Genomic DNA, 18,717 nt, shown 5'->3' with positions numbered 1-18,717 from the left:
CAAAGGTTCCCTCAGAATGGTTGGAAATCATTCGAAGAGTGCAAAGGCAGAAGGGAGCTTGACTGCGAGACCTACAAGTCGAGCAGGGACGAAAGTCGGGCTTAGTGATCCGGTGGTTCCGCATGGAAGGGCCATCGCTCAACGGATAAAAGCTACCCTGGGGATAACAGGCTGATCTCCCCCAAGAGTCCACATCGACGGGGAGGTTTGGCACCTCGATGTCGGCTCATCGCATCCTGGGGCTGGAGTAGGTCCCAAGGGTTGGGCTGTTCGCCCATTAAAGCGGTACGCGAGCTGGGTTCAGAACGTCGTGAGACAGTTCGGTCCCTATCCGTCGTGGGCGTAGGAAATTTGAGGAGAGCTGTCCTTAGTACGAGAGGACCGGGATGGACGCACCGCTGGTGTACCAGTTGTTCCGCCAGGAGCACCGCTGGGTAGCTACGTGCGGACGGGATAAGTGCTGAAAGCATCTAAGCATGAAGCCCCCTCCGAGATGAGATTTCCCTTTGAGCAATCAAGAAAGACCCCTCAGAGACGATGAGGTAGATAGGTCATGGGTGGAAGCGTGGCGACACGTGGAGCTGAATGATACTAATCGGTCGAGGCTTTGATCTAGTCTAATGGTTTGTGTTGATGAATCCTCAGTTTTCAGGGAACAAGCCCTGTAGAGTCTGGTGGCGATAGCGAGACGGCCACACCCGTTCCCATGCCGAACACGGAAGTTAAGCGTCTCAGCGCCGAAAGTAGTTGGGGGATCTCCCCCTGTGAGGATAGGACGTTGCCAGGCCAACGCAGAAGACGATCAAGCATATGCTTGATCGTCTTTTTTCATATTTTGATAGTTTAGGAGGAATGACAGATGGCTCCTGCTCGGGAAAATCCATTTACATTTTTAGAGGTTCTAGAACAGCATGTTCGTGAACACCGCGTCTCTTTCCACGTACCAGGTCATCATAACGGTACAGTGGTTGATGATCGCTTACCTGATGCATTCGCAAAGATCATGCCTTACGACTTGACCGAGCTAGCGCATTTAGATGATTTGCACGATGCCTCGGGAATCATCGAGCAAGCTGAACGTGCGTTGGGTAATCTATACGCGAGTAACAGTAAGTGGCTTGTCAACGGATCGACTGTGGGAAATTGGAGTATGCTCGCGGCAACAGTGAAACGTGGTGAACGGGTATATGTTCAACGGAACTCACATAAATCGGTTTGGAACGCAATCGAGTGGTTAGGATTAAAGCCAGTGTTACTAACACCTACCATTGAACGTGGCACAGGCATCCCGACTGTCGTGACATTAGATACGATCGAACAGGCCATTAAAGAATTTCCTGGAGGGAAAGCCGTCATGTTGACGTCTCCGACCTATTATGGGGATATGGCAGACATTCGAACGATTTCGGACTATTTGACACCGTTAGACATTCCATTGCTTGTCGATGAAGCACACGGCGCTCATTTAATTCATCCACAGTTGCCACGTCGCTCTGCAATTTTCGAAGGAGCGAGTGCAGTCGTGCAGTCCGCTCATAAAACGTTGCCTGCCTTAACCATGGGGGCTTGGGTTCACTATAAAGATAATATCGATGAAGCGCGTTTGAAGCATGCATTAGCCTCTTTCCAGACCTCGAGTCCGTCTTATCTCATCATGGCTTCATTGGATTATGCTCGTTCTTATCTAGAACGTTTAACGGATGAGGAATGGTCTGCTATCCAAAAAAGCCATGCACAATTTGTTCTTGAATTAAAACGAGCTGGTTTTGTTGTAAAAGTCGGAGATGACTTTATGAAAGTGACGATTCTGACTTATCCAAAGAATGGATTGATCTTTAGTCAGCATCTCGCCTCAATCGGCATAGACATCGAGTTGGCGGCAGTCGATCATGTGTTATTCTGCTTGCCATTGAGGGAAATAAAGAAACAGGAAATCGAACATTGGATCAAATTAATAAAAAAAGCATCTACCCATGTGCCGATCATTGAAGACGATGAAACGATCTTTCCCTTCCCACAAACCGAGCGCGTGTCTGAACTCTATACGTCAGAAACAGCTCTTCCAATGCAGCGAGTTCTGTTCGACCAAGCAATCGGATTGATTTCAGCAGAGACGGTGATTCCATATCCACCAGGTATTCCATGGATTCTAAAAGGAGAGCGGATTACAGAAGAAAAAATCCGTGTGCTCCGGGAATGGATTTCTTTAGGGAGGAAGCTTCAAGCTAGTAAGCATGTTATGATAGAGCAAATTGACGTTATTGTAGAGGAGTTTTAAAACGTGAGCGGAATGTTTATTACGGTTGAAGGACCTGATGGATCAGGAAAGTCCACACAACTTCAATTATTAGTAGAAAACTTAAAACAAAAAGGATATGACATCGTCGTGACCCGAGAACCTGGAGGAACAACGGTCGGGAATCAGATTCGCGAAGTGTTATTGTCTCCCGATCATCATGAGATGACACCACGTGTGGAGATGATGCTCTATGCCGCATCACGGGCACAGAACGTGGAACAAGTGATTCGGCCAGCGTTAGAGCGGGGCGCCATTGTTCTCTGCGACCGGTTCATCGATGCATCCATTGCTTATCAAGGATATGGATTGCAGTATGACCTTGATCAGATTCGGTCATTAAATGAATGGGCGACGAATGGTCTCACGCCCGATTTAACCTTTTTATTCGATTTAAATCCGGAACGGGCGAGTGCACGTATGAAAGATCGAGGACAGCTTGATCGAATCGAGAGTCGTGATCAAGCATTCCATGAGCGTGTCTATGCAGGATTCCAAACGTTACTGAAACAGTATCCAGAACGCATCGTTCGGATTGATGCCGATCAATCGATTGAATGCATTCAAGATGAGGTACTTGACTATACAATTGAACGACTACAACAAGGAGGCGTACAAAAATGATGAAAATGGTAATTGCAATCGTACATGATAAGGATAGCGCACGTTTGTCCGACGCACTCGTCGAGCAAGATTTCCGCGCGACAAAGTTAGCCACGACGGGCGGATTTTTAAAAGAAGGTAATACAACGTTTATGATGGGGATTCCACAAGAGCGTCTTGATGATTTGATGGATGTAATTCAATCGAACTGCTCGAGTCGCGACCAAATGATCACGCCGATCTCACCGATGGGAGGACATGCGGATTCATATATTCCTTACCCGGTCGAAGTACAAGTCGGAGGGGCGACGGTATTCGTCTTGCCGATCGAAGGATTCCATCAGTTTTAATGGGAGTTGGGCATATGCGTTTTCAAGAATTGAGCGAGTCGCAAACTGTCGTTTCTCGCATCATTCAAAATTCAATCGTTTCGAATAAAGTGGGGCATGCGTATATCTTCTCAGGAGATTATGAGCCTTATTTACTTGATACAGCCACATTGTTCGCTAAAGCCTTATTTTGTGAATCACCAGATGGTGCAGAGCCTTGTGGAGTGTGTCGAAACTGTCGGCGCATGGATTCTAAAAATATCGTCGACTACATTGAAGTGGAGCCGGACGGTGCGAGTATTAAAAAAGAACAGATCCAACAACTGCTCAGTGATTTATCACTACGAGGCGCTGAAGGCGATCGCCAAGTGTATGTCATTCATCAAGCGCACAAGATGACGACTCAAGCGGCGAACAGTCTATTGAAGTTCTTTGAAGAACCGGGTGTAGGCAAGCTTGCTATTTTAGTGACGACACAACCACAGCTGCTTCTTCCGACGATTCGTTCGCGTGCGCAACAACTTGCTTTTCGTCCAATCGACCGAGCTCAGTTGGCGCAAACAATGTCAGAAGAACTGTCCTGTACGTATGATTTGGCATACCTTGCCTTGACCGTTTATCCGAAATGGGATGACGCGAAAGAGGCACTTGAGCAGGAGTGGTTTGTACAGGCGTACGGGCTAGTGGTACAATTAATTGAAGTATTGACGAAACGACCTCAAGAGTTGCTCTTGTTCGCACAAGAAAAATGGTTAGGGCATTTCAAAGGACGGAATGAGTTGCGAGTCGGTCTTGAATTATTCGAACATTGGTTAGAGGAGGCACTTCATTTAAAAGTGCGAGATACGTATGCTCCGAAGCTATTTAAGAATGAGGCTGCCTTGTACAACGCGTTTATCCAAAATCGATCTGTCACCAAGCTTACACATGCGATTGAAAGTGTACATGCGGCCATTCGGCGACTTGAGGCAAACGTCAATCCTCAATTAACGTTCGAACGACTTTCGTTCGATTTGCAGAAAGGATAGAAGCGCGTGCTTGAAGTAGTTGGAGTCCGTTTTAAAGAAGCGGGAAAAATCTATTACTTTTCACCAGGCGATGCAACGCTTAAACGTGGGGACCATGTCATCGTTGAAACGGTACGTGGCATTGAGTATGGGGAAATCGTCCAAGTCGACAAGCAGCTCGGCGAAGACGAAGTCGTCCTGCCGTTGAAGACAATCCTTCGTGTCGCGGACCAAAAGGATGCGGATATCGTACGCGATAATCGACTGGCAGCCGTTGATGCTCACGCCGTCTGTGAAGAAAAAATTCGAGAACATCAATTAGACATGAAACTAGTTGATGTTGAGTATACATTTGATCGCAATAAAGTGATCTTTTATTTTACTGCCGAGGGTCGCGTCGACTTTCGAGAATTGGTAAAAGACTTAGCTAGTGTGTTTCGGACACGAATCGAGCTCCGACAAATCGGCGTTCGTGATGAAGCGAAACTCCTTAGCGGAATTGGGCCATGTGGTCGGGTTCTTTGCTGTTCGTCATTTCTTGGGGAATTCGAACCGGTCTCGATCAAAATGGCCAAAGACCAGAATCTCTCGTTGAATCCGAATAAGATCTCTGGAGTATGTGGTCGTCTGATGTGCTGTTTGAAATATGAGAACGACACATATGAAGAACTGAAACGTGATTTACCAGACGTCGGCAAGCGAATCAAAATTCCAGAAGGTGATGGTCGGGTAATCGGTCTTAACATTTTGGACCAACTCATTCAAGTTGAGCTCCACGATCGGACGCGTGTCGTCACATATACGATTGATGAACTCGTTGAAGTGGGTGCGATTAAACGAAAACCGTCAAAACAGTGATGGGGTGCTGAGCAGTGGAAAGAATGGACAAAAAAGAAGTGATGATGCGGGTGGATGCGATCGAACAACAGATGCAGCTCCTCACCGAACATTTAGGCGTGTTAAAAGAGCAGCTCGCTTATTTGCTTGAAGAGAACCAGCATATGTATCTAGAGAATCATCACTTACGCGAAAAAGTCGAACAATTGGCAGAAGTTGATACGACAAATGGTGATTCACAAATCGCATTGTCTGGGAAAGGGCAGAACAATTTAGCTGCGCTGTATCAAGAAGGATTCCATATTTGTAACCTCCATTACGGACAGGTACGAAAAGATGGGGACTGTCTCTTCTGTTTGTCGATGCTCAATAAACATTAATATGGGGCGATAGATAGGGGTTCCCTATCCGTCGCCTTTCTTTTATAGAAGGAGGAAACGATGGTAACGGTTAAGGATGGAGAACGCCTTGATGATTTACTCGGACGTCCAGGTAAGATCATTCAAAGTGATGATGTGTTCTCATTTTCATTAGATGCGGTACTGCTCGCAGAGTTTGTATGGGTACCGATCCAAAAAGGACAGCTGGTCGATTTGTGTGCCGGTACCGGGGCAATCCCGCTCTTTTTGTCATATCGTACCAAAGGAACGATAACAGGTGTGGAGATTCAATCGAAACTGGTTGACATGGCGAATCGAAGCATGGCGGTCAATCATCTCGAAGAGCGAATTCGAGTGGTGAAGGGCGATGTGAAAACGGCAGCGGCGCAGCTCGGGCATGCACGATATGACGTGATCACATGTAACCCGCCCTATTTTTTAGCGAACGAGACGTCACTCCGAAATCAAAATGAACATCATACGATTGCGCGCCATGAAGTGCTGTGCACGTTAGAAGATTGCATCAAGACGGCCAGTCAACTCGTCAAACCGGGAGGGAAAGTGGCGTTCGTGCATCGGCCAGAACGTTTACTGGATATCCTGACGTTGATGCGTGCGTATCGAATTGAACCAAAACGAATGCAACTCGTTTACCCGAAAGCGGGACGCGAGGCGAATACCTTATTAATCGAGGGATCGAAAGATGGAAAAGCAGGTCTTAAAATTTTACCGCCATTTGTTGTCTATGAAGAAGACGATACGTATACAGAAGCGATGCGAGCTATTCTCGATGCCTAAACATTATACGTACATCTTGGAATGCGGTGATGGAACGTACTACACGGGCTATACGACAGACGTGGAAAAACGACTCCTTGCACATAATGCCGGGAAAGGTGCGAAATATACGAAAGCCCGTCTCCCTGTACGACTTCGGTACGTACAATCGTTTGAGACGAAGCGAGAGGCCATGCGATACGAATGGTCCATCAAGCAATTGACCCGAGCACAAAAAGAGAAGTTGATGGAGGGGACGACCAATGAATTCACAGAAGAGCTATCAAACTGAACAACCGACGTTGTATGTCGTGCCGACCCCAATCGGGAACTTGGAAGATATGACGTATCGAGCGGTACGGACCCTTCAGGAAGTTGACTTAATCGCAGCGGAAGACACACGGCAAACGATGAAGCTTTGCCGACACTTTGATATTGCGACAAAATTGATTAGCTATCATGAACACAATAAAGAAGTGAGTGGACCGAGACTGATTGACGATCTGTTATCAGGGAAGTCGATTGCCGTTGTCTCAGATGCAGGTATGCCTGGAATCTCAGACCCAGGAAGCGATCTCGTGCGATTAGCCATTGAGGCAAACATCCCGGTTGTCGTCTTACCCGGTGCGAATGCAGCACTCACGGCACTCGTCGCATCGGGACTTGCAACTGAACGTTTTCTCTATTACGGGTTCTTGCCGCGTAAGAAGAAAGATCGGGTTGAGGTCCTCGAATCGATTCAATACGAACCTGGCACCGTCATTTTCTATGAGGCGCCTCATCGTTTGAAGGAGATGTTGACAGCGATTCGACAAGTGTTCGGGAATCGACAAATCGTATTGGGTCGTGAACTGACAAAAACGTTTGAAGAGTTTTTGAGAGGAACTGTGGATGAGGCGTTAACTTGGTGTGAGGGCGAAGTGCGTGGTGAGTTTGTCGTCTTGGTGAGCGGAGCGACAGAGGCGGCGCCTACGACTACGTGGTGGGAAGCACTCTCTACGTATGAACACGTGGTTCACTATATTGAAGAAGGACAAAAACCAAACGCAGCAATCAAACAGACTGCGAAAGACCGTGGCGAATCTCGGAACGATGTATACGATGCGTATCATCAGTTGCATAAAAAAGAGTAGGCAAGGAAATCCTTGCTTACTCTTCGCTGTAGTAATTTTCGAGCATGTTCTTCAATTCAACGAGAACACGTTGTGCACCTTCTGGTGACAAGATGAGTTTGCCGTCTGCCAATTTGAAGTTATCATCTGATACTTCGCCTGTAACTTGGCAAGTCATGTTTGGCTTATATTTTTTCAAAACGATTTGATCGTTGTCGACGTAAATCTCGAGAGCATCTTTCTCTGCGATACCGAGTGTACGACGCAATTCGATTGGAATAACGACACGACCAAGCTCATCAACCTTACGTACAATACCTGTAGATTTCATTTTGTGTTTCCTCCTCCAATGATGTCGAAATCTCGTGGTGACATGAATCGTCAAAATTCGACAATGTGACTACAGCAAAAAGCATACTAAACTTTCCAATTGCAGTCAACTGCTTACTATCTGGAAAAGTAAATTTTCGAAATTTGTCGAATCAAGAACGATATATACCTAAATTTCCCCGTAAGTTTGAACTTGAAACAAAGAAAGGGTATTTTTGGAACATTTATGACGAAGAAAACGCAAAAAAATTCCAAACAATTAGGTTTGGAAATTCTTTTGTCGAACCGTGTATAATGGAAATTGCATATGTCGAAAGGATGGAGAATAAATCATGGCGAAGCCGACTTTTTATATTACAACCCCAATTTATTATCCGAGTGCAAAACTGCATATCGGTCACGCATATACCACGGTAGCAGGTGATGCGATTGCGCGCTACAAACGCTTAAAAGGATTTGATGTCCGTTATTTGACCGGAACGGATGAGCACGGTCAAAAGATTCAAGAAAAAGCGAAAGAAGCAGGCGTGACGCCACAAGCTTTCGTGGATGAAGTCGTGGAAGAGATCAAGGTCTTATGGGACCGTCTCGAAATCTCGTACGATGACTACATCCGTACGACAGAGGACCGCCATAAGAAAGTGGTCGAGCATGTTTTCGAGACATTACTTAAAAATGGGGACATCTACCTCGGTGAGTATGAAGGATGGTATTCCGTACCGGATGAGACGTACTACACTGAATCGCAGCTCGTCGACGGAAAAAGTCCTGACAGTGGACATCCGGTCGAACTCGTTCGTGAGGAGTGCTACTTCTTCCGCCTCAGTAAATACGCGGACCGCTTGATTGAATATTTTGAGTCACATCCTGATTTTATTTTGCCAGAATCTCGTAAAACCGAGATGATCAATAACTTCTTAAAGCCGGGTCTTCAAGATTTGGCTGTATCACGTACGACATTTGACTGGGGCGTACAAGTCCCATCGAACCCGAAGCACGTCGTGTACGTATGGGTCGATGCGCTCACAAACTATATCTCATCACTCGGATACGGTACAGACAACGATGAACTCTTCAACCGTTACTGGCCAGCAGACGTTCATTTGGTAGGGAAAGAAATCGTCCGTTTCCATACGATCATTTGGCCAGCCCTCTTAATGGCGCTTGATCTTCCATTACCGAAGCAAGTATTTGCGCACGGATGGTTGCTCATGAAGGATGGGAAAATGTCGAAATCGAAAGGGAACGTCGTGGACCCAATCCCATTGATCGACCGTTACGGCCTCGACTCGGTCCGCTATTATCTTCTCCGTGAAGTTCCATTCGGAGCGGATGGCACGTTCACGCCGGAAGCGTTCGTTGACCGCTTGAACTTTGATTTAGCGAACGACCTCGGAAACTTATTGAATCGCACCATTGCGATGATTAAAAAGTACTTCGATGGAAACATTCCGGCATATAACGGAAATGTCACGGCATTTGATGCAGAATTGTTGAACGTGGTGAAAGAGACGACACGCAAAACAGAAGAAGCCATGGAGCACATGGAGTTTTCGGTCGCGCTCACAAACATTTGGCAACTCGTCAGCCGTGCGAATAAATATATCGATGAGACACAACCATGGGTTCTCGTGAAAGAGGAGTCGAAGCGCGAGGAGCTGGCTTCTGTCATGACACACCTTGCGGGCGTACTTCGTCATGTTGCCATCATGATTCAACCATTCATGACGCGCGCTCCAAAAGAGATGTTCCGTCAGCTCGGACTCGAGGGAGAGGACATGTCATGGGAGGCGTTGGATACATTCGCAGACTTTAGTGACGCAGTTGTGACGGACGGGACACCGATTTTCCCACGTCGTGACGTGAAAGAAGAAGTCGATGCAATCCAAGAAATGATGCGTCAGGCGTCTAAAGCACGGATTGAAGAGACGGAGACGGCATCAGTAGAAGAAGCTGACGAAGACATTCGTCCTGAAATCACGATTGATGTCTTCGATCAAGTCGAATTCCGTGTCGGTCAAATCGTCGAAGCCGATAAGATTAAAAAAGCGAAGAAACTGTTGAAACTTCAAGTCGACCTTGGGAAAGAGACGCGTCAAATCGTGTCTGGTATCGCTGAATGGTATGCCCCTGAAGATTTGGTTGGCAAGAAAGTCATCGTTGTCGCAAACTTGAAACCAGTCAAGCTCCGTGGAGAACTCTCGCAAGGGATGATTCTAGCTGCAGATCGTGACGGGAAACTAGAGCTCGCGACGGTCTCAGACCAGATGCCGAACGGTGCCATCGTCAAATAATGGAATGGGGGAGACCGCGGTCTCCCTCTCTTTTTCTAAGGAGGAAACAAGATGTTAATTGATACACATACGCACATCAATGCGGAACAGTTCAGTGAAGACGTGGAGGAGACGATTGAGCGAGCGAGAGAAGCGGGCGTTTCTCCGCTACTCGTCGTCGGATTTGATACACCGACCATCGATCGAGCCATTGAACTGGCAGAAACGCATGAAGATATCTATGCCATTGTCGGATGGCATCCAGTCGATGCGATTGACTGTACGGATGCGGATTTAGCACGAATCGAAACACTCATGAGTCATCCAAAAGTCATGGCACTCGGTGAAATCGGACTCGATTATCATTGGGACAAATCACCGAAAGACGTGCAACAGCGCCTCTTCCGTCAACAAATCGCCATTGCCAAGCGAACGAATATGCCAATTGTCATTCATAACCGAGACGCAACGGCGGATGTCCTTGATATTTTAGAAGAAGAGCATGCTGAGGAAGTCGGTGGTGTGTTCCATAGTTACAGCATGTCCGTCGAACTTTTGCCTCGGTGCCTAGACTTGAACTTCTATATTTCGTTAGGAGGACCGGTCACGTTCAAAAATGCGAAAGTTCCGAAGGCGGTAGCGCAAGAAGTTCCACTGGATCGTCTGCTTGTCGAGACGGACTGCCCGTACTTGACGCCAACACCGTTCCGTGGAAAACGAAATGAACCAGCGTACGTCAAATACGTAGCCGAAGAAATCGCCACTCTTCGCGATATGCCTTACGATGAACTCGCTGCTGCTACGACAGTCAACGCGAAGAAGTTGTTCCGACTCCCATGATCAAGCGTGTATTAGCGAGTATCGGTATTATTGCGACGGCTTCTGTGGCGTACGTGATGTTACAACCTGAATCGATTCGAATCGTCGATGACGGTGTAGTGATCGAGCATGAGACACGAGCCGACTCGGTTCTCGAGGTGCTCGAAGAGTTAAATATCACACTAGATGAATCAGATTATGTCACACCGGCGCTCAGTGAAGATGTACCAGACGACCGCCTAATCCGGATTGAGCGTTCACACGAGGTCTCACTTCAGATTGGCTACGGTCAAACGGAGACGGTGCAGACGCGCGAGCGGACTGTAGAGGATGTCTTACTGCGATACGGAGTCACGGTACGAGACGGAGATACGGTGTATCCATCAGTCCGTACACCGGTGACGAATGGGATGACGATTCGATACCAACCGGTCGTAGCGGTGAATCTCATTGTCGGTCAAGAGGCGTTGACCATTTATACAATGGCTACGGATGTGGAGCAACTCTTAATGGAAGAGAACATCGATGTGACGGAAAGTGATACGGTCATGCCGGCCCCTTCCACGCCGATTCGAGAAGGATTGACAATTACGGTCAATACGAATCGTGATGTCGTTCAATATGAGAGTGAGTTGATCCCGTTTGAAGTGGTGGAGGAAGAGGATGATACGCTCGAAGAAGGTGTGATGCAAATGGTGCAGGTCGGGGTTCCTGGACTTGAACGGACAAGGTATGCACTTACTGTGGAAAATGGTACAATTACAAATCGTACGAAAACAGATGTCGAGACGTTGCGTAAAACGATGCCGCAGATTATCAAAGTGGGAACGAAGAAAGTCACGGAACCGGTAACCGACCCTGAGTCGACGACCGCGGATGAATCGAGCCCATTCATTCCGGAAGCTGAAGTCGAGATTGCCGAACCGCCGAAAACAGATGACGTACTTGATTTTTCATCCGCAAAACAATTGCTTGTGGAAGCGACCGCTTATACGAACAATCCGGAAGACACGGTGACGTATGACGGACGCGTGCTGACAAGAAGCGGATATGATGTGACCGACACGATTTTGTATGAAGGCATGCGCATCATCGCCGTCGACCCTGCCATCATTCCACTCGGGACCCGCGTGTATGTCGAGGGAATCGGTATGGCGATTGCCTTGGATACAGGAAGTGCGATCAAAGGGCAAAAAATCGATATCATGATGGATGAAAAGGAAGAGGCTGTGACGTTCGGTCGCAAACCGCTCACCATCTGGGTGATTCCGAAGCAGGAAGAAGAGAAAGAAGGATCAGACAATGCGTGAGAAAATACAAGAAATTATCGTCGTAGAAGGGCGTGACGACACGGCACGACTTCAAGAAGTGTTCGAGGTCGATACGATTGAAACGAACGGATCTGCCGTATCCGATCAGACGATTGAACGAATCCGTCGTGCCCAGGAGAAGCGCGGGGTCATCATTTTGACGGACCCAGATTATCCGGGAGACCGTATTCGAGCGATTGTCGAGGAACGCGTCAAAGGATGTAAGCACGCACACTTGCCTCGTGCCGAGGCGAAGGACAAACGTGGGAAAATCGGTGTGGAACATGCGACTCCAGAGTCACTTCGCCGTGTCTTAGGGGCAGTGTTTGAACCGCGTGTCGAAACGGACCAACCGATTGTCACACGGAAAATGGTATTGGAGGCGGATTTAATCGGTGGAGCAGCGGCCGCGACGCGTCGGAAGCGACTCGGGGTGTTGCTTCGAATCGGTGAGCCGAATGCCAAACAATTTGTAAAACGGGTCGAGGCGCTCGGCGTCACGATCGAAGAGTGGGAGCAGGCACTTGCTCAATTAGAGGAGGAACAGGGTTGAAAGACATTGCAACAATCCAACGAACGAAAGCGATTTTAGAGCGACATGGGTTTTCATTCAAAAAATCGCTCGGTCAAAACTTTTTAATCGATTTGAACATCTTGAGTAAGATTGTCGGAGCAGCAGAACTGAGTGAAGTGAGTGGTGTCCTTGAAATCGGTCCCGGAATCGGCTCATTGACCGAACAATCGGCCAAGCGTGCCAAAAAGGTCGTTGCGCTTGAAATCGACCAACGTCTTTTGCCGATTTTAGACGATACGATGTCGCCTTATCCGCATGTGAAAGTCATTCATGGGGATGCACTGGAACTAGACTTACGGGAGATCGTGGAGCAAGAATTTTTAAACGAAGGCATTGAAGATATTTCGGTTGTCGCCAACTTACCTTACTATGTCACGACACCGATCATTATGCGATTGCTTGAGAGCGGTGTTAAGTTCCGTTCGCTCGTCATGATGATTCAAAAAGAAGTGGCAGAACGGATTGGAGCAAAACCTGGCACGAAAGCATACGGCTCGCTATCGATTGCGATTCAGTATTATGCGGAGGCAGAAGTCAGTTTCATCGTCCCGAAAAACGTGTTCATCCCAGCACCGAACGTCGATTCGGCCGTCATTACACTACGAATGCGTAAAGAGCCGGCCGTACAAGTGAAAGATGAGGCATTTTTCTTTGATGTGGCCCGAGCAAGCTTCGCTCAGCGCCGTAAAACCATCCTGAACAATTTGACAAACTATATCGGGAAAGAACATAAGGTCGAACTCGAACGTTCGCTTCACGAGGCTGGAATCGATCCGAAACGTCGTGGAGAGACGTTAAGCCTAGAAGAATTCGCACGTTTGTCTGACACAATTTTACCACTTAAAAATAGTTGACGACCTGAAAACGAGTCGTTATAATATTAATCTTTATTTTCATATTCAATTATGCTATACTTGTAACAGTGAGGTGAAGCGTATGCCAAAGACGTTACAAGAAATCAGACAAAAACTCGAATCGCATGTTGGTGAACGATTGACGTTGAAAGCAAACGGCGGTCGTAAGAAAGTTGTTACTCGGTTTGGAACGCTCGTTGAGACATATCCCGCGGTGTTCGTTGTGAAATTGGATGAAGACCTGCATAATGTGGAACGTGTCTCGTATAGCTACGCTGATGTCCTAACGGATACAGTTAAAATTGAATTCGGCAATTGATTTATAAATGAGGGGCGGATGCATTGGCAGCTGCTTCTTTTTTTGTGCGCCCGTTTACGGTACAATGGCGAACAGGAGACAAATGGGAAGGGTGAACGTGATGCGCACGATCAGTGTGAAAGCGCCGGCAAAAATTAATTTGACACTTGATGTCCTCGGAAAGCGTCCGGACGGCTATCATGAAGTAGAAATGGTAATGACGACAGTCGACTTAGCAGATCGCTTGGAGTTGACGATTTTAGAATCGGATGAGATTCGGATTCAATCAGAACACGCCTATGTGCCGAATGATCATCGGAATTTGGCGTATCGAGCAGCAGAATTGTTGCGCGAGCGTTTTAACATTCAGCAAGGGGTCGAGATTGTGCTCGATAAACAGATTCCCGTGGCAGCTGGCCTTGCAGGTGGCTCGAGTGATGCGGCGGCAACGCTCCGCGGGATGAACGAACTGTTTTCATTGAACTTGTCATTAGAGGAGCTAGCAGAGCTCGGTGCCGAGATTGGATCGGACGTGTCGTTTTGTGTCATCGGTGGCACAGCCATTGCAAGAGGTCGTGGTGAACAGTTAGAAATGATTCCGTCCCCGCCACCGTGCTATGTCGTTCTCGGTAAACCGAAAATTGGGGTATCGACGGCAGATGTGTATCGGGCAGTGCGTATGGAAGAGGTACATCATCCTGATACCGATGCCATGGTGGAGGCGATTCGCCAAAAAGATTTTCATGGAATCTGTGAACACCTTGGGAACTCACTTGAGAGTGTGACACTCAAGCTGCACCCGGAAGTGAAACAGATCAAAGAAACGATGCGTCATTGCGGAGCGGAAGGTGTTCTCATGAGTGGAAGCGGACCGACCGTGTTTGCGCTGATTGAACACGAGCAAAAAGCGCATCGAATCTATAATGGATTGAAAGGATTTTGCCCAGAAGTGTTCGTCGTTCGGATTCTCGGCAAAAGACATTGAACAAAAACGAATGAAAGTGATATATTCTCAATAGAACATTCGTTTATTATTGAAGATGTGAAGGAGAATCCGTATGAAAATTCGTAGAAGTGGTCGTCTCGTCGATATGACCCGTTATTTACTTGATCATCCGCATCAGCTTGTCTCGTTGTCGATGTTTTCAAGTCGCTATAAAGCTGCAAAGTCGTCGATTAGTGAAGACCTTGTCATTGTCAGTGAAATGTTGTCCCATGATGGGATTGGAAAACTGGTGACTGTCCCTGGTGCAGCCGGTGGTGTCATGTTCATCCCGGGATGGAGTAAGGAAAAGTCGCTGGAGATGATTGACACGCTCTGTGAGCAACTATCAAAACCGGAGCGTCTCTTACCAGGAGGCTATCTCTACCTCACGGATGTACTAGGTAATCCAAGTCAGGTGAAACCGATGGGGCAGGTCTTTGCGTCCGTCTTCGCCGACCGGAAAGTCGATGTGGTCATGACGATTGCGACGAAAGGGATTCCACTTGCCTATGCGGTCGCTGAGCAGTTAGGTGTTCCGTTTGTCATCGTTCGTTCGGATAGCCGTGTCACAGAAGGCTCGACCGTCAGTATCAATTATGTATCGGGTTCATCGAAAGCGATCCGTACGATGGCGCTCGCACGTCGCAGTCTGCCACGTGGTGCGAATGTGCTCCTAATTGACGACTTTATGAAGGCCGGCGGAACGATTCGTGGGATGATGAGTCTCTTGAATGAATTTGAGGCCAACCTGGCGGGCGTCGGTGTCTTGATGGAGGCCGAAGGAGCCGAGAAGAAGATGGTGAGTGAATACGTCAGCTTGATGAAGTTAACGAATGTCGATCCTGATGAAGGGCTTGTCACCATTTCGCGGGGGAATGTGGAACAATTCTTAAAGTGATTGGCAAAATTTTGATTTCGTTTTATGATTAGAGGGTATAGACTTATCAATATGAAGTCATGACGTTCGTTTGAAACCAACTGAACCTTACAGAAGATCACACCATGGCGTAGACAACGATGAAAAAGGGGATGCGAAACATGCAGATCACAGACGTAAAAATTCGCAAAGTCGCGACAGAAGGCAGAATGAAAGCGTTGGCCTCAATCACACTTGACCATGAATTCGTTGTACATGACCTTCGAATCATCGAAGGAAGTAGCGGTCTATTTGTCGCCATGCCGAGCAAACGGACACCAGAAGGGATTTTTCGGGATATTGCGCATCCGATTAACGGGGAGATGCGACAAAAGGTCGAAGCGGCTGTATTGGAAACCTATTCCAATATGGATGTGGAAATCCTTGACCCACAACATGTGTCATACGGTACACATGAATAACAGAAAACAGCGGTTAGGTTGCCTACCGCTGTTTTTTTGCGTTTCAATGGTTAAGGAACGGTACAACTATTGAAACGAAGGCATGGTTTCGATATAGTAGAAACGGTGTAAATAGGATTTAGTTGCAGAAAAGCCGAACTATACAGACCAATCACAGCTGTTGTGAGATAGGAGCGAATCAAGCATGGAGCGTTTTGCAGTCATTTTGGCAGCAGGAAAAGGGACGCGAATGAAGTCGAAGTTATATAAAGTACTTCATCCGGTTCTAGGGAAACCAATGGTCGAGCATGTTGTCGATCAGTTAGACCAAATCGGTGTCAGTCGTCAAATCGTAATCGTTGGCCATGGGGCGGAAGCGGTACAAGACACGCTCGGCACACGGGTAGAGTATGCGGTCCAGGAAGAACAGCTTGGAACAGGGCACGCTGTTCAGATGGCTGAAGCAGAGCTTGCGGGTAAATCAGGGGCGACGCTTGTCGTCTGTGGAGATACACCGTTACTCACGGCAGAGACGTTAGAAGCCCTTCTCGCGCATCACGAAGCGCAACAAGCAAAAGTCACGGTGTTGACTGCGATTGCTGACGATGCGACCGGATATGGTCGAGTCGTTCGTGGTGAAGATGGGAACGTGACGAAAGTCGTGGAACATAAAGATGCTTCAGAGGCAGAACTCGCCATCAATGAAATCAACACTGGGACGTACGTATTTGATAACGAATTGTTGTTTGATGCACTCAAACAAGTCGGGAACAACAATGCACAGGGTGAATATTACTTACCTGACGTCATTTCAATCGCAAAAGAAGCGGGCGAAGTGGTTGCGGCGCATACAGCACCGACGTTTGATGAGACAATTGGGGTCAATGACCGCGTCGCCTTGTCGCAAGCAGAGGCCATCATGCGTAAACGGACAAATGAACGTCTCATGCGTGAAGGGGTTACCTTCATGGACCCGGCATCGACATACATTTCACCAGATGTGGTCATCGGTTCGGATACGGTCATTTATCCGGGAACGGTCATTCTTGGCAAGACGACGATTGGCTCAGAATGTGTCATCGGACCAAACTCGGACATCCGAAACAGTGTGATTGAAGATCATGCTGTCGTACGCCAGTCTGTCGTGACAGATAGCCGAATCGGTGAGGCGGCTCAAGTCGGACCGTTCGCTCACTTACGTCAACAAGCTGTCCTCGGTGCGAACACGCGCGTCGGCAACTTTGTAGAGATTAAAAAATCGACGTTCGGCGACGGCGCGAAAGCGTCACACTTGAGCTATATCGGGGATGCGTCAATCGGTGAGCGCGTCAACTTAGGTTGTGGCTCGATCACAGTGAACTATGACGGCAAGAACAAGTTCGAGACAGTCGTGGAAGACGATGCGTTCGTCGGCTGTAACGTCAACTTGATTGCCCCTGTAAAAGTCGGGAAAGGCGCGATTGTCGCTGCTGGATCGACGATTACGAGTGATGTACCAGAAGAGGCGCTAGCGATTGCACGCGAACGCCAAACGAATAAAGAAGGCTACACAAAACGATAACTTGCTGCCAATCATTATGGAAAACGATGGAGGAGAATCCTAAACATGTCTACTGTATACGAACGAGAAATTCGTCTATTTAGCTTAAACTCGAACCGCCCGCTTGCTGAAGAAATCGCGAAAGAAATTGGTGTTCCGCTCAGCGATTGCCAAGTCAAACGTTTCAGCGACGGTGAACTCTATATCAACATCGAGGAAAGTGTTCGTGGAGATGATGTGTATGTCATCCAATCAACAAGCTCACCTGTAAACGAAACGCTCATGGAATTACTTGTCATGATCGATGCACTCAAACGTGCTTCTGTCCGTACGATCAACATCGTGATGCCGTATTACGGGTATGCACGTCAAGACCGTAAAGCACGCTCGCGTGAACCGATCACGGCGAAACTTGTCGCTGACCTTCTTACAGTAGCGGGTGCGACACGCGTCATCACGATGGATTTGCATGCAGCGCAAATTCAAGGATTCTTCAATATTCCGGTTGACCAATTACTTGGTGTACCGCTCATCTCGACTTACTTTGAAACAGAAGAGTTTCAAGCGAAAGACATCGTGGTCGTTTCTCCAGACCACGGTGGCGTGACACGTGCACGTAAATTGGCAGAACGTTTGAAAGCGCCGATTGCCATCATTGACAAGCGTCGTCCGAAAGCGAACGTCGCCGAAGTCATGAACATCGTCGGTAGCGTCGAAGGGAAAACGGCGATTTTGATTGACGACATCATCGATACAGCTGGAACGATCACACTTGCGGCTGATGCTATCGTCGAAGCGGGTGCGAAAGAAGTGTATGCGTCTTGTACACACCCAGTTCTTTCTGGTCCAGCGATGGAGCGGATCGACAATTCATCAATCAAAGAGTTGGTCGTCTTAAATACCATCGATTTGACGGGTCGCCCTTGCTCGAGCAAGATCAAGCAAATGTCGGTCGCCCATTTGCTTGGGGAAGCGATTATGCGCGTACACGAGCATAAATCGGTCAGTACCCTATTCGATTAAAAAACGAGGCCCGGAGGCATTCGCCTTTGGGCTTTTTTGTTCAGGAGGAAATG

At 47.7% G+C, this 18,717-nt stretch carries 21 protein-coding genes and 2 rRNA genes (1 of these 23 only partly in view); 22 read left to right on the top strand and 1 reads right to left on the bottom strand.

The features are described 5' to 3' along the window. The 11 genes from EAT1B_RS08585 to rsmI all read left to right on the top strand — a co-directional run. Positions 1-615: ribosomal RNA gene (locus EAT1B_RS08585) — 23S ribosomal RNA — on the top strand; it begins 2,299 nt to the left of the window's first position. A gap of 55 nt (positions 616-670) precedes the next feature. Next, positions 671-787 (top strand): 5S ribosomal RNA (gene rrf, locus EAT1B_RS08580). 72 nt (positions 788-859) lie between these two features. Further along, complete coding sequence (locus tag EAT1B_RS08575) at positions 860-2,278, top strand: aminotransferase class I/II-fold pyridoxal phosphate-dependent enzyme (RefSeq protein ID WP_012727751.1); 1,419 nt, start codon at positions 860-862, stop codon at positions 2,276-2,278. A 3-nt stretch (positions 2,279-2,281) separates the two neighbouring features. Further along, positions 2,282-2,920: a dTMP kinase gene (gene tmk, locus EAT1B_RS08570; RefSeq protein WP_012727750.1), complete on the top strand. Its 639-nt coding sequence runs from the start codon at positions 2,282-2,284 to the stop codon at positions 2,918-2,920. Next, positions 2,920-3,249 (top strand): cyclic-di-AMP receptor, encoded by a 330-nt coding sequence (locus tag EAT1B_RS08565; protein ID WP_031421800.1) that lies wholly within the window; start codon positions 2,920-2,922, stop codon positions 3,247-3,249. The genes tmk and EAT1B_RS08565 overlap by 1 nt, the downstream gene beginning before the upstream one ends. A gap of 14 nt (positions 3,250-3,263) precedes the next feature. Next, complete coding sequence (locus EAT1B_RS08560; protein ID WP_012727748.1) at positions 3,264-4,256, top strand: DNA polymerase III subunit delta'; 993 nt, start codon at positions 3,264-3,266, stop codon at positions 4,254-4,256. A gap of 6 nt (positions 4,257-4,262) precedes the next feature. After that, positions 4,263-5,093 (top strand): stage 0 sporulation family protein, encoded by an 831-nt coding sequence (locus EAT1B_RS08555; RefSeq protein ID WP_012727747.1) that lies wholly within the window; start codon positions 4,263-4,265, stop codon positions 5,091-5,093. Between the two features lie 23 nt (positions 5,094-5,116). After that, the gene (gene yabA / locus EAT1B_RS08550; RefSeq protein ID WP_012727746.1) at positions 5,117-5,452 is read left to right on the top strand and encodes a DNA replication initiation control protein YabA; all 336 of its coding nucleotides are present in this window, start codon (positions 5,117-5,119) and stop codon (positions 5,450-5,452) included. A 60-nt stretch (positions 5,453-5,512) separates the two neighbouring features. Beyond that, a complete protein-coding gene (locus tag EAT1B_RS08545) occupies positions 5,513-6,250 on the top strand; it encodes a tRNA1(Val) (adenine(37)-N6)-methyltransferase (protein ID WP_012727745.1) in 738 nt (245 codons plus the stop codon). Then, on the top strand, positions 6,243-6,521 hold the full coding sequence (locus tag EAT1B_RS08540; protein ID WP_012727744.1) for a GIY-YIG nuclease family protein: 279 nt from the start codon (positions 6,243-6,245) through the stop codon (positions 6,519-6,521). The genes EAT1B_RS08545 and EAT1B_RS08540 overlap by 8 nt, the downstream gene beginning before the upstream one ends. Continuing rightward, positions 6,493-7,362 carry a 16S rRNA (cytidine(1402)-2'-O)-methyltransferase gene (gene rsmI / locus EAT1B_RS08535; protein ID WP_012727743.1) on the top strand — a complete coding sequence of 290 codons (870 nt, stop codon included), beginning with the start codon at positions 6,493-6,495 and terminating at the stop codon, positions 7,360-7,362. Before EAT1B_RS08540 ends, rsmI begins: the two co-directional genes overlap by 29 nt. A 16-nt stretch (positions 7,363-7,378) precedes the next feature. Here rsmI and EAT1B_RS08530 read toward each other — a convergent pair whose 3' ends face one another. After that, on the bottom strand, positions 7,379-7,672 hold the full coding sequence (locus tag EAT1B_RS08530; RefSeq protein ID WP_012727742.1) for an AbrB/MazE/SpoVT family DNA-binding domain-containing protein: 294 nt from the start codon (positions 7,670-7,672) through the stop codon (positions 7,379-7,381). 331 nt (positions 7,673-8,003) lie between these two features. On the opposite strand from EAT1B_RS08530, the gene metG reads away from it, so the two are divergent. The 11 genes from metG (at position 8,004) to EAT1B_RS08475 (ending at position 18,664) form a co-directional block, all read left to right on the top strand. Continuing rightward, positions 8,004-9,965 carry a methionine--tRNA ligase gene (metG, locus tag EAT1B_RS08525; RefSeq protein WP_012727741.1) on the top strand — a complete coding sequence of 654 codons (1,962 nt, stop codon included), beginning with the start codon at positions 8,004-8,006 and terminating at the stop codon, positions 9,963-9,965. A gap of 51 nt (positions 9,966-10,016) precedes the next feature. Continuing rightward, a complete protein-coding gene (locus EAT1B_RS08520) occupies positions 10,017-10,784 on the top strand; it encodes a TatD family hydrolase (protein WP_012727740.1) in 768 nt (255 codons plus the stop codon). Beyond that, a complete protein-coding gene (locus EAT1B_RS08515) occupies positions 10,781-12,073 on the top strand; it encodes a 3D domain-containing protein (protein ID WP_012727739.1) in 1,293 nt (430 codons plus the stop codon). The genes EAT1B_RS08520 and EAT1B_RS08515 overlap by 4 nt, the downstream gene beginning before the upstream one ends. After that, positions 12,066-12,626 carry a ribonuclease M5 gene (gene rnmV / locus EAT1B_RS08510; RefSeq protein WP_012727738.1) on the top strand — a complete coding sequence of 187 codons (561 nt, stop codon included), beginning with the start codon at positions 12,066-12,068 and terminating at the stop codon, positions 12,624-12,626. Before EAT1B_RS08515 ends, rnmV begins: the two co-directional genes overlap by 8 nt. Then, a complete protein-coding gene (gene rsmA, locus EAT1B_RS08505; RefSeq protein WP_012727737.1) occupies positions 12,623-13,501 on the top strand; it encodes a 16S rRNA (adenine(1518)-N(6)/adenine(1519)-N(6))-dimethyltransferase RsmA in 879 nt (292 codons plus the stop codon). The genes rnmV and rsmA overlap by 4 nt, the downstream gene beginning before the upstream one ends. Before the next feature lie 82 nt (positions 13,502-13,583). Beyond that, the gene (locus EAT1B_RS08500) at positions 13,584-13,820 is read left to right on the top strand and encodes a Veg family protein (RefSeq protein WP_012727736.1); all 237 of its coding nucleotides are present in this window, start codon (positions 13,584-13,586) and stop codon (positions 13,818-13,820) included. Between the two features lie 100 nt (positions 13,821-13,920). After that, positions 13,921-14,784, top strand: a complete 864-nt coding sequence (gene ispE, locus EAT1B_RS08495; RefSeq protein ID WP_035387866.1) for a 4-(cytidine 5'-diphospho)-2-C-methyl-D-erythritol kinase — start codon at positions 13,921-13,923, stop codon at positions 14,782-14,784. Between the two features lie 73 nt (positions 14,785-14,857). Continuing rightward, positions 14,858-15,682: a pur operon repressor gene (purR, locus tag EAT1B_RS08490; RefSeq protein ID WP_012727734.1), complete on the top strand. Its 825-nt coding sequence runs from the start codon at positions 14,858-14,860 to the stop codon at positions 15,680-15,682. Positions 15,683-15,822: 140 nt separating this feature from the next. Further along, the gene (spoVG, locus tag EAT1B_RS08485; protein ID WP_012727733.1) at positions 15,823-16,122 is read left to right on the top strand and encodes a septation regulator SpoVG; all 300 of its coding nucleotides are present in this window, start codon (positions 15,823-15,825) and stop codon (positions 16,120-16,122) included. A 184-nt stretch (positions 16,123-16,306) separates the two neighbouring features. Beyond that, a complete protein-coding gene (gene glmU / locus EAT1B_RS08480; protein ID WP_012727732.1) occupies positions 16,307-17,662 on the top strand; it encodes a bifunctional UDP-N-acetylglucosamine diphosphorylase/glucosamine-1-phosphate N-acetyltransferase GlmU in 1,356 nt (451 codons plus the stop codon). Between the two features lie 45 nt (positions 17,663-17,707). After that, positions 17,708-18,664, top strand: a complete 957-nt coding sequence (locus tag EAT1B_RS08475) for a ribose-phosphate diphosphokinase (protein ID WP_012727731.1) — start codon at positions 17,708-17,710, stop codon at positions 18,662-18,664. The last annotated feature ends 53 nt before the right edge of the window (positions 18,665-18,717 follow it).

This window comes from Exiguobacterium sp. AT1b (genome assembly GCF_000023045.1).
GTDB lineage: Bacteria > Bacillota > Bacilli > Exiguobacteriales > Exiguobacteriaceae > Exiguobacterium.
This window is presented reverse-complemented; position numbering and strand designations above follow the sequence as displayed.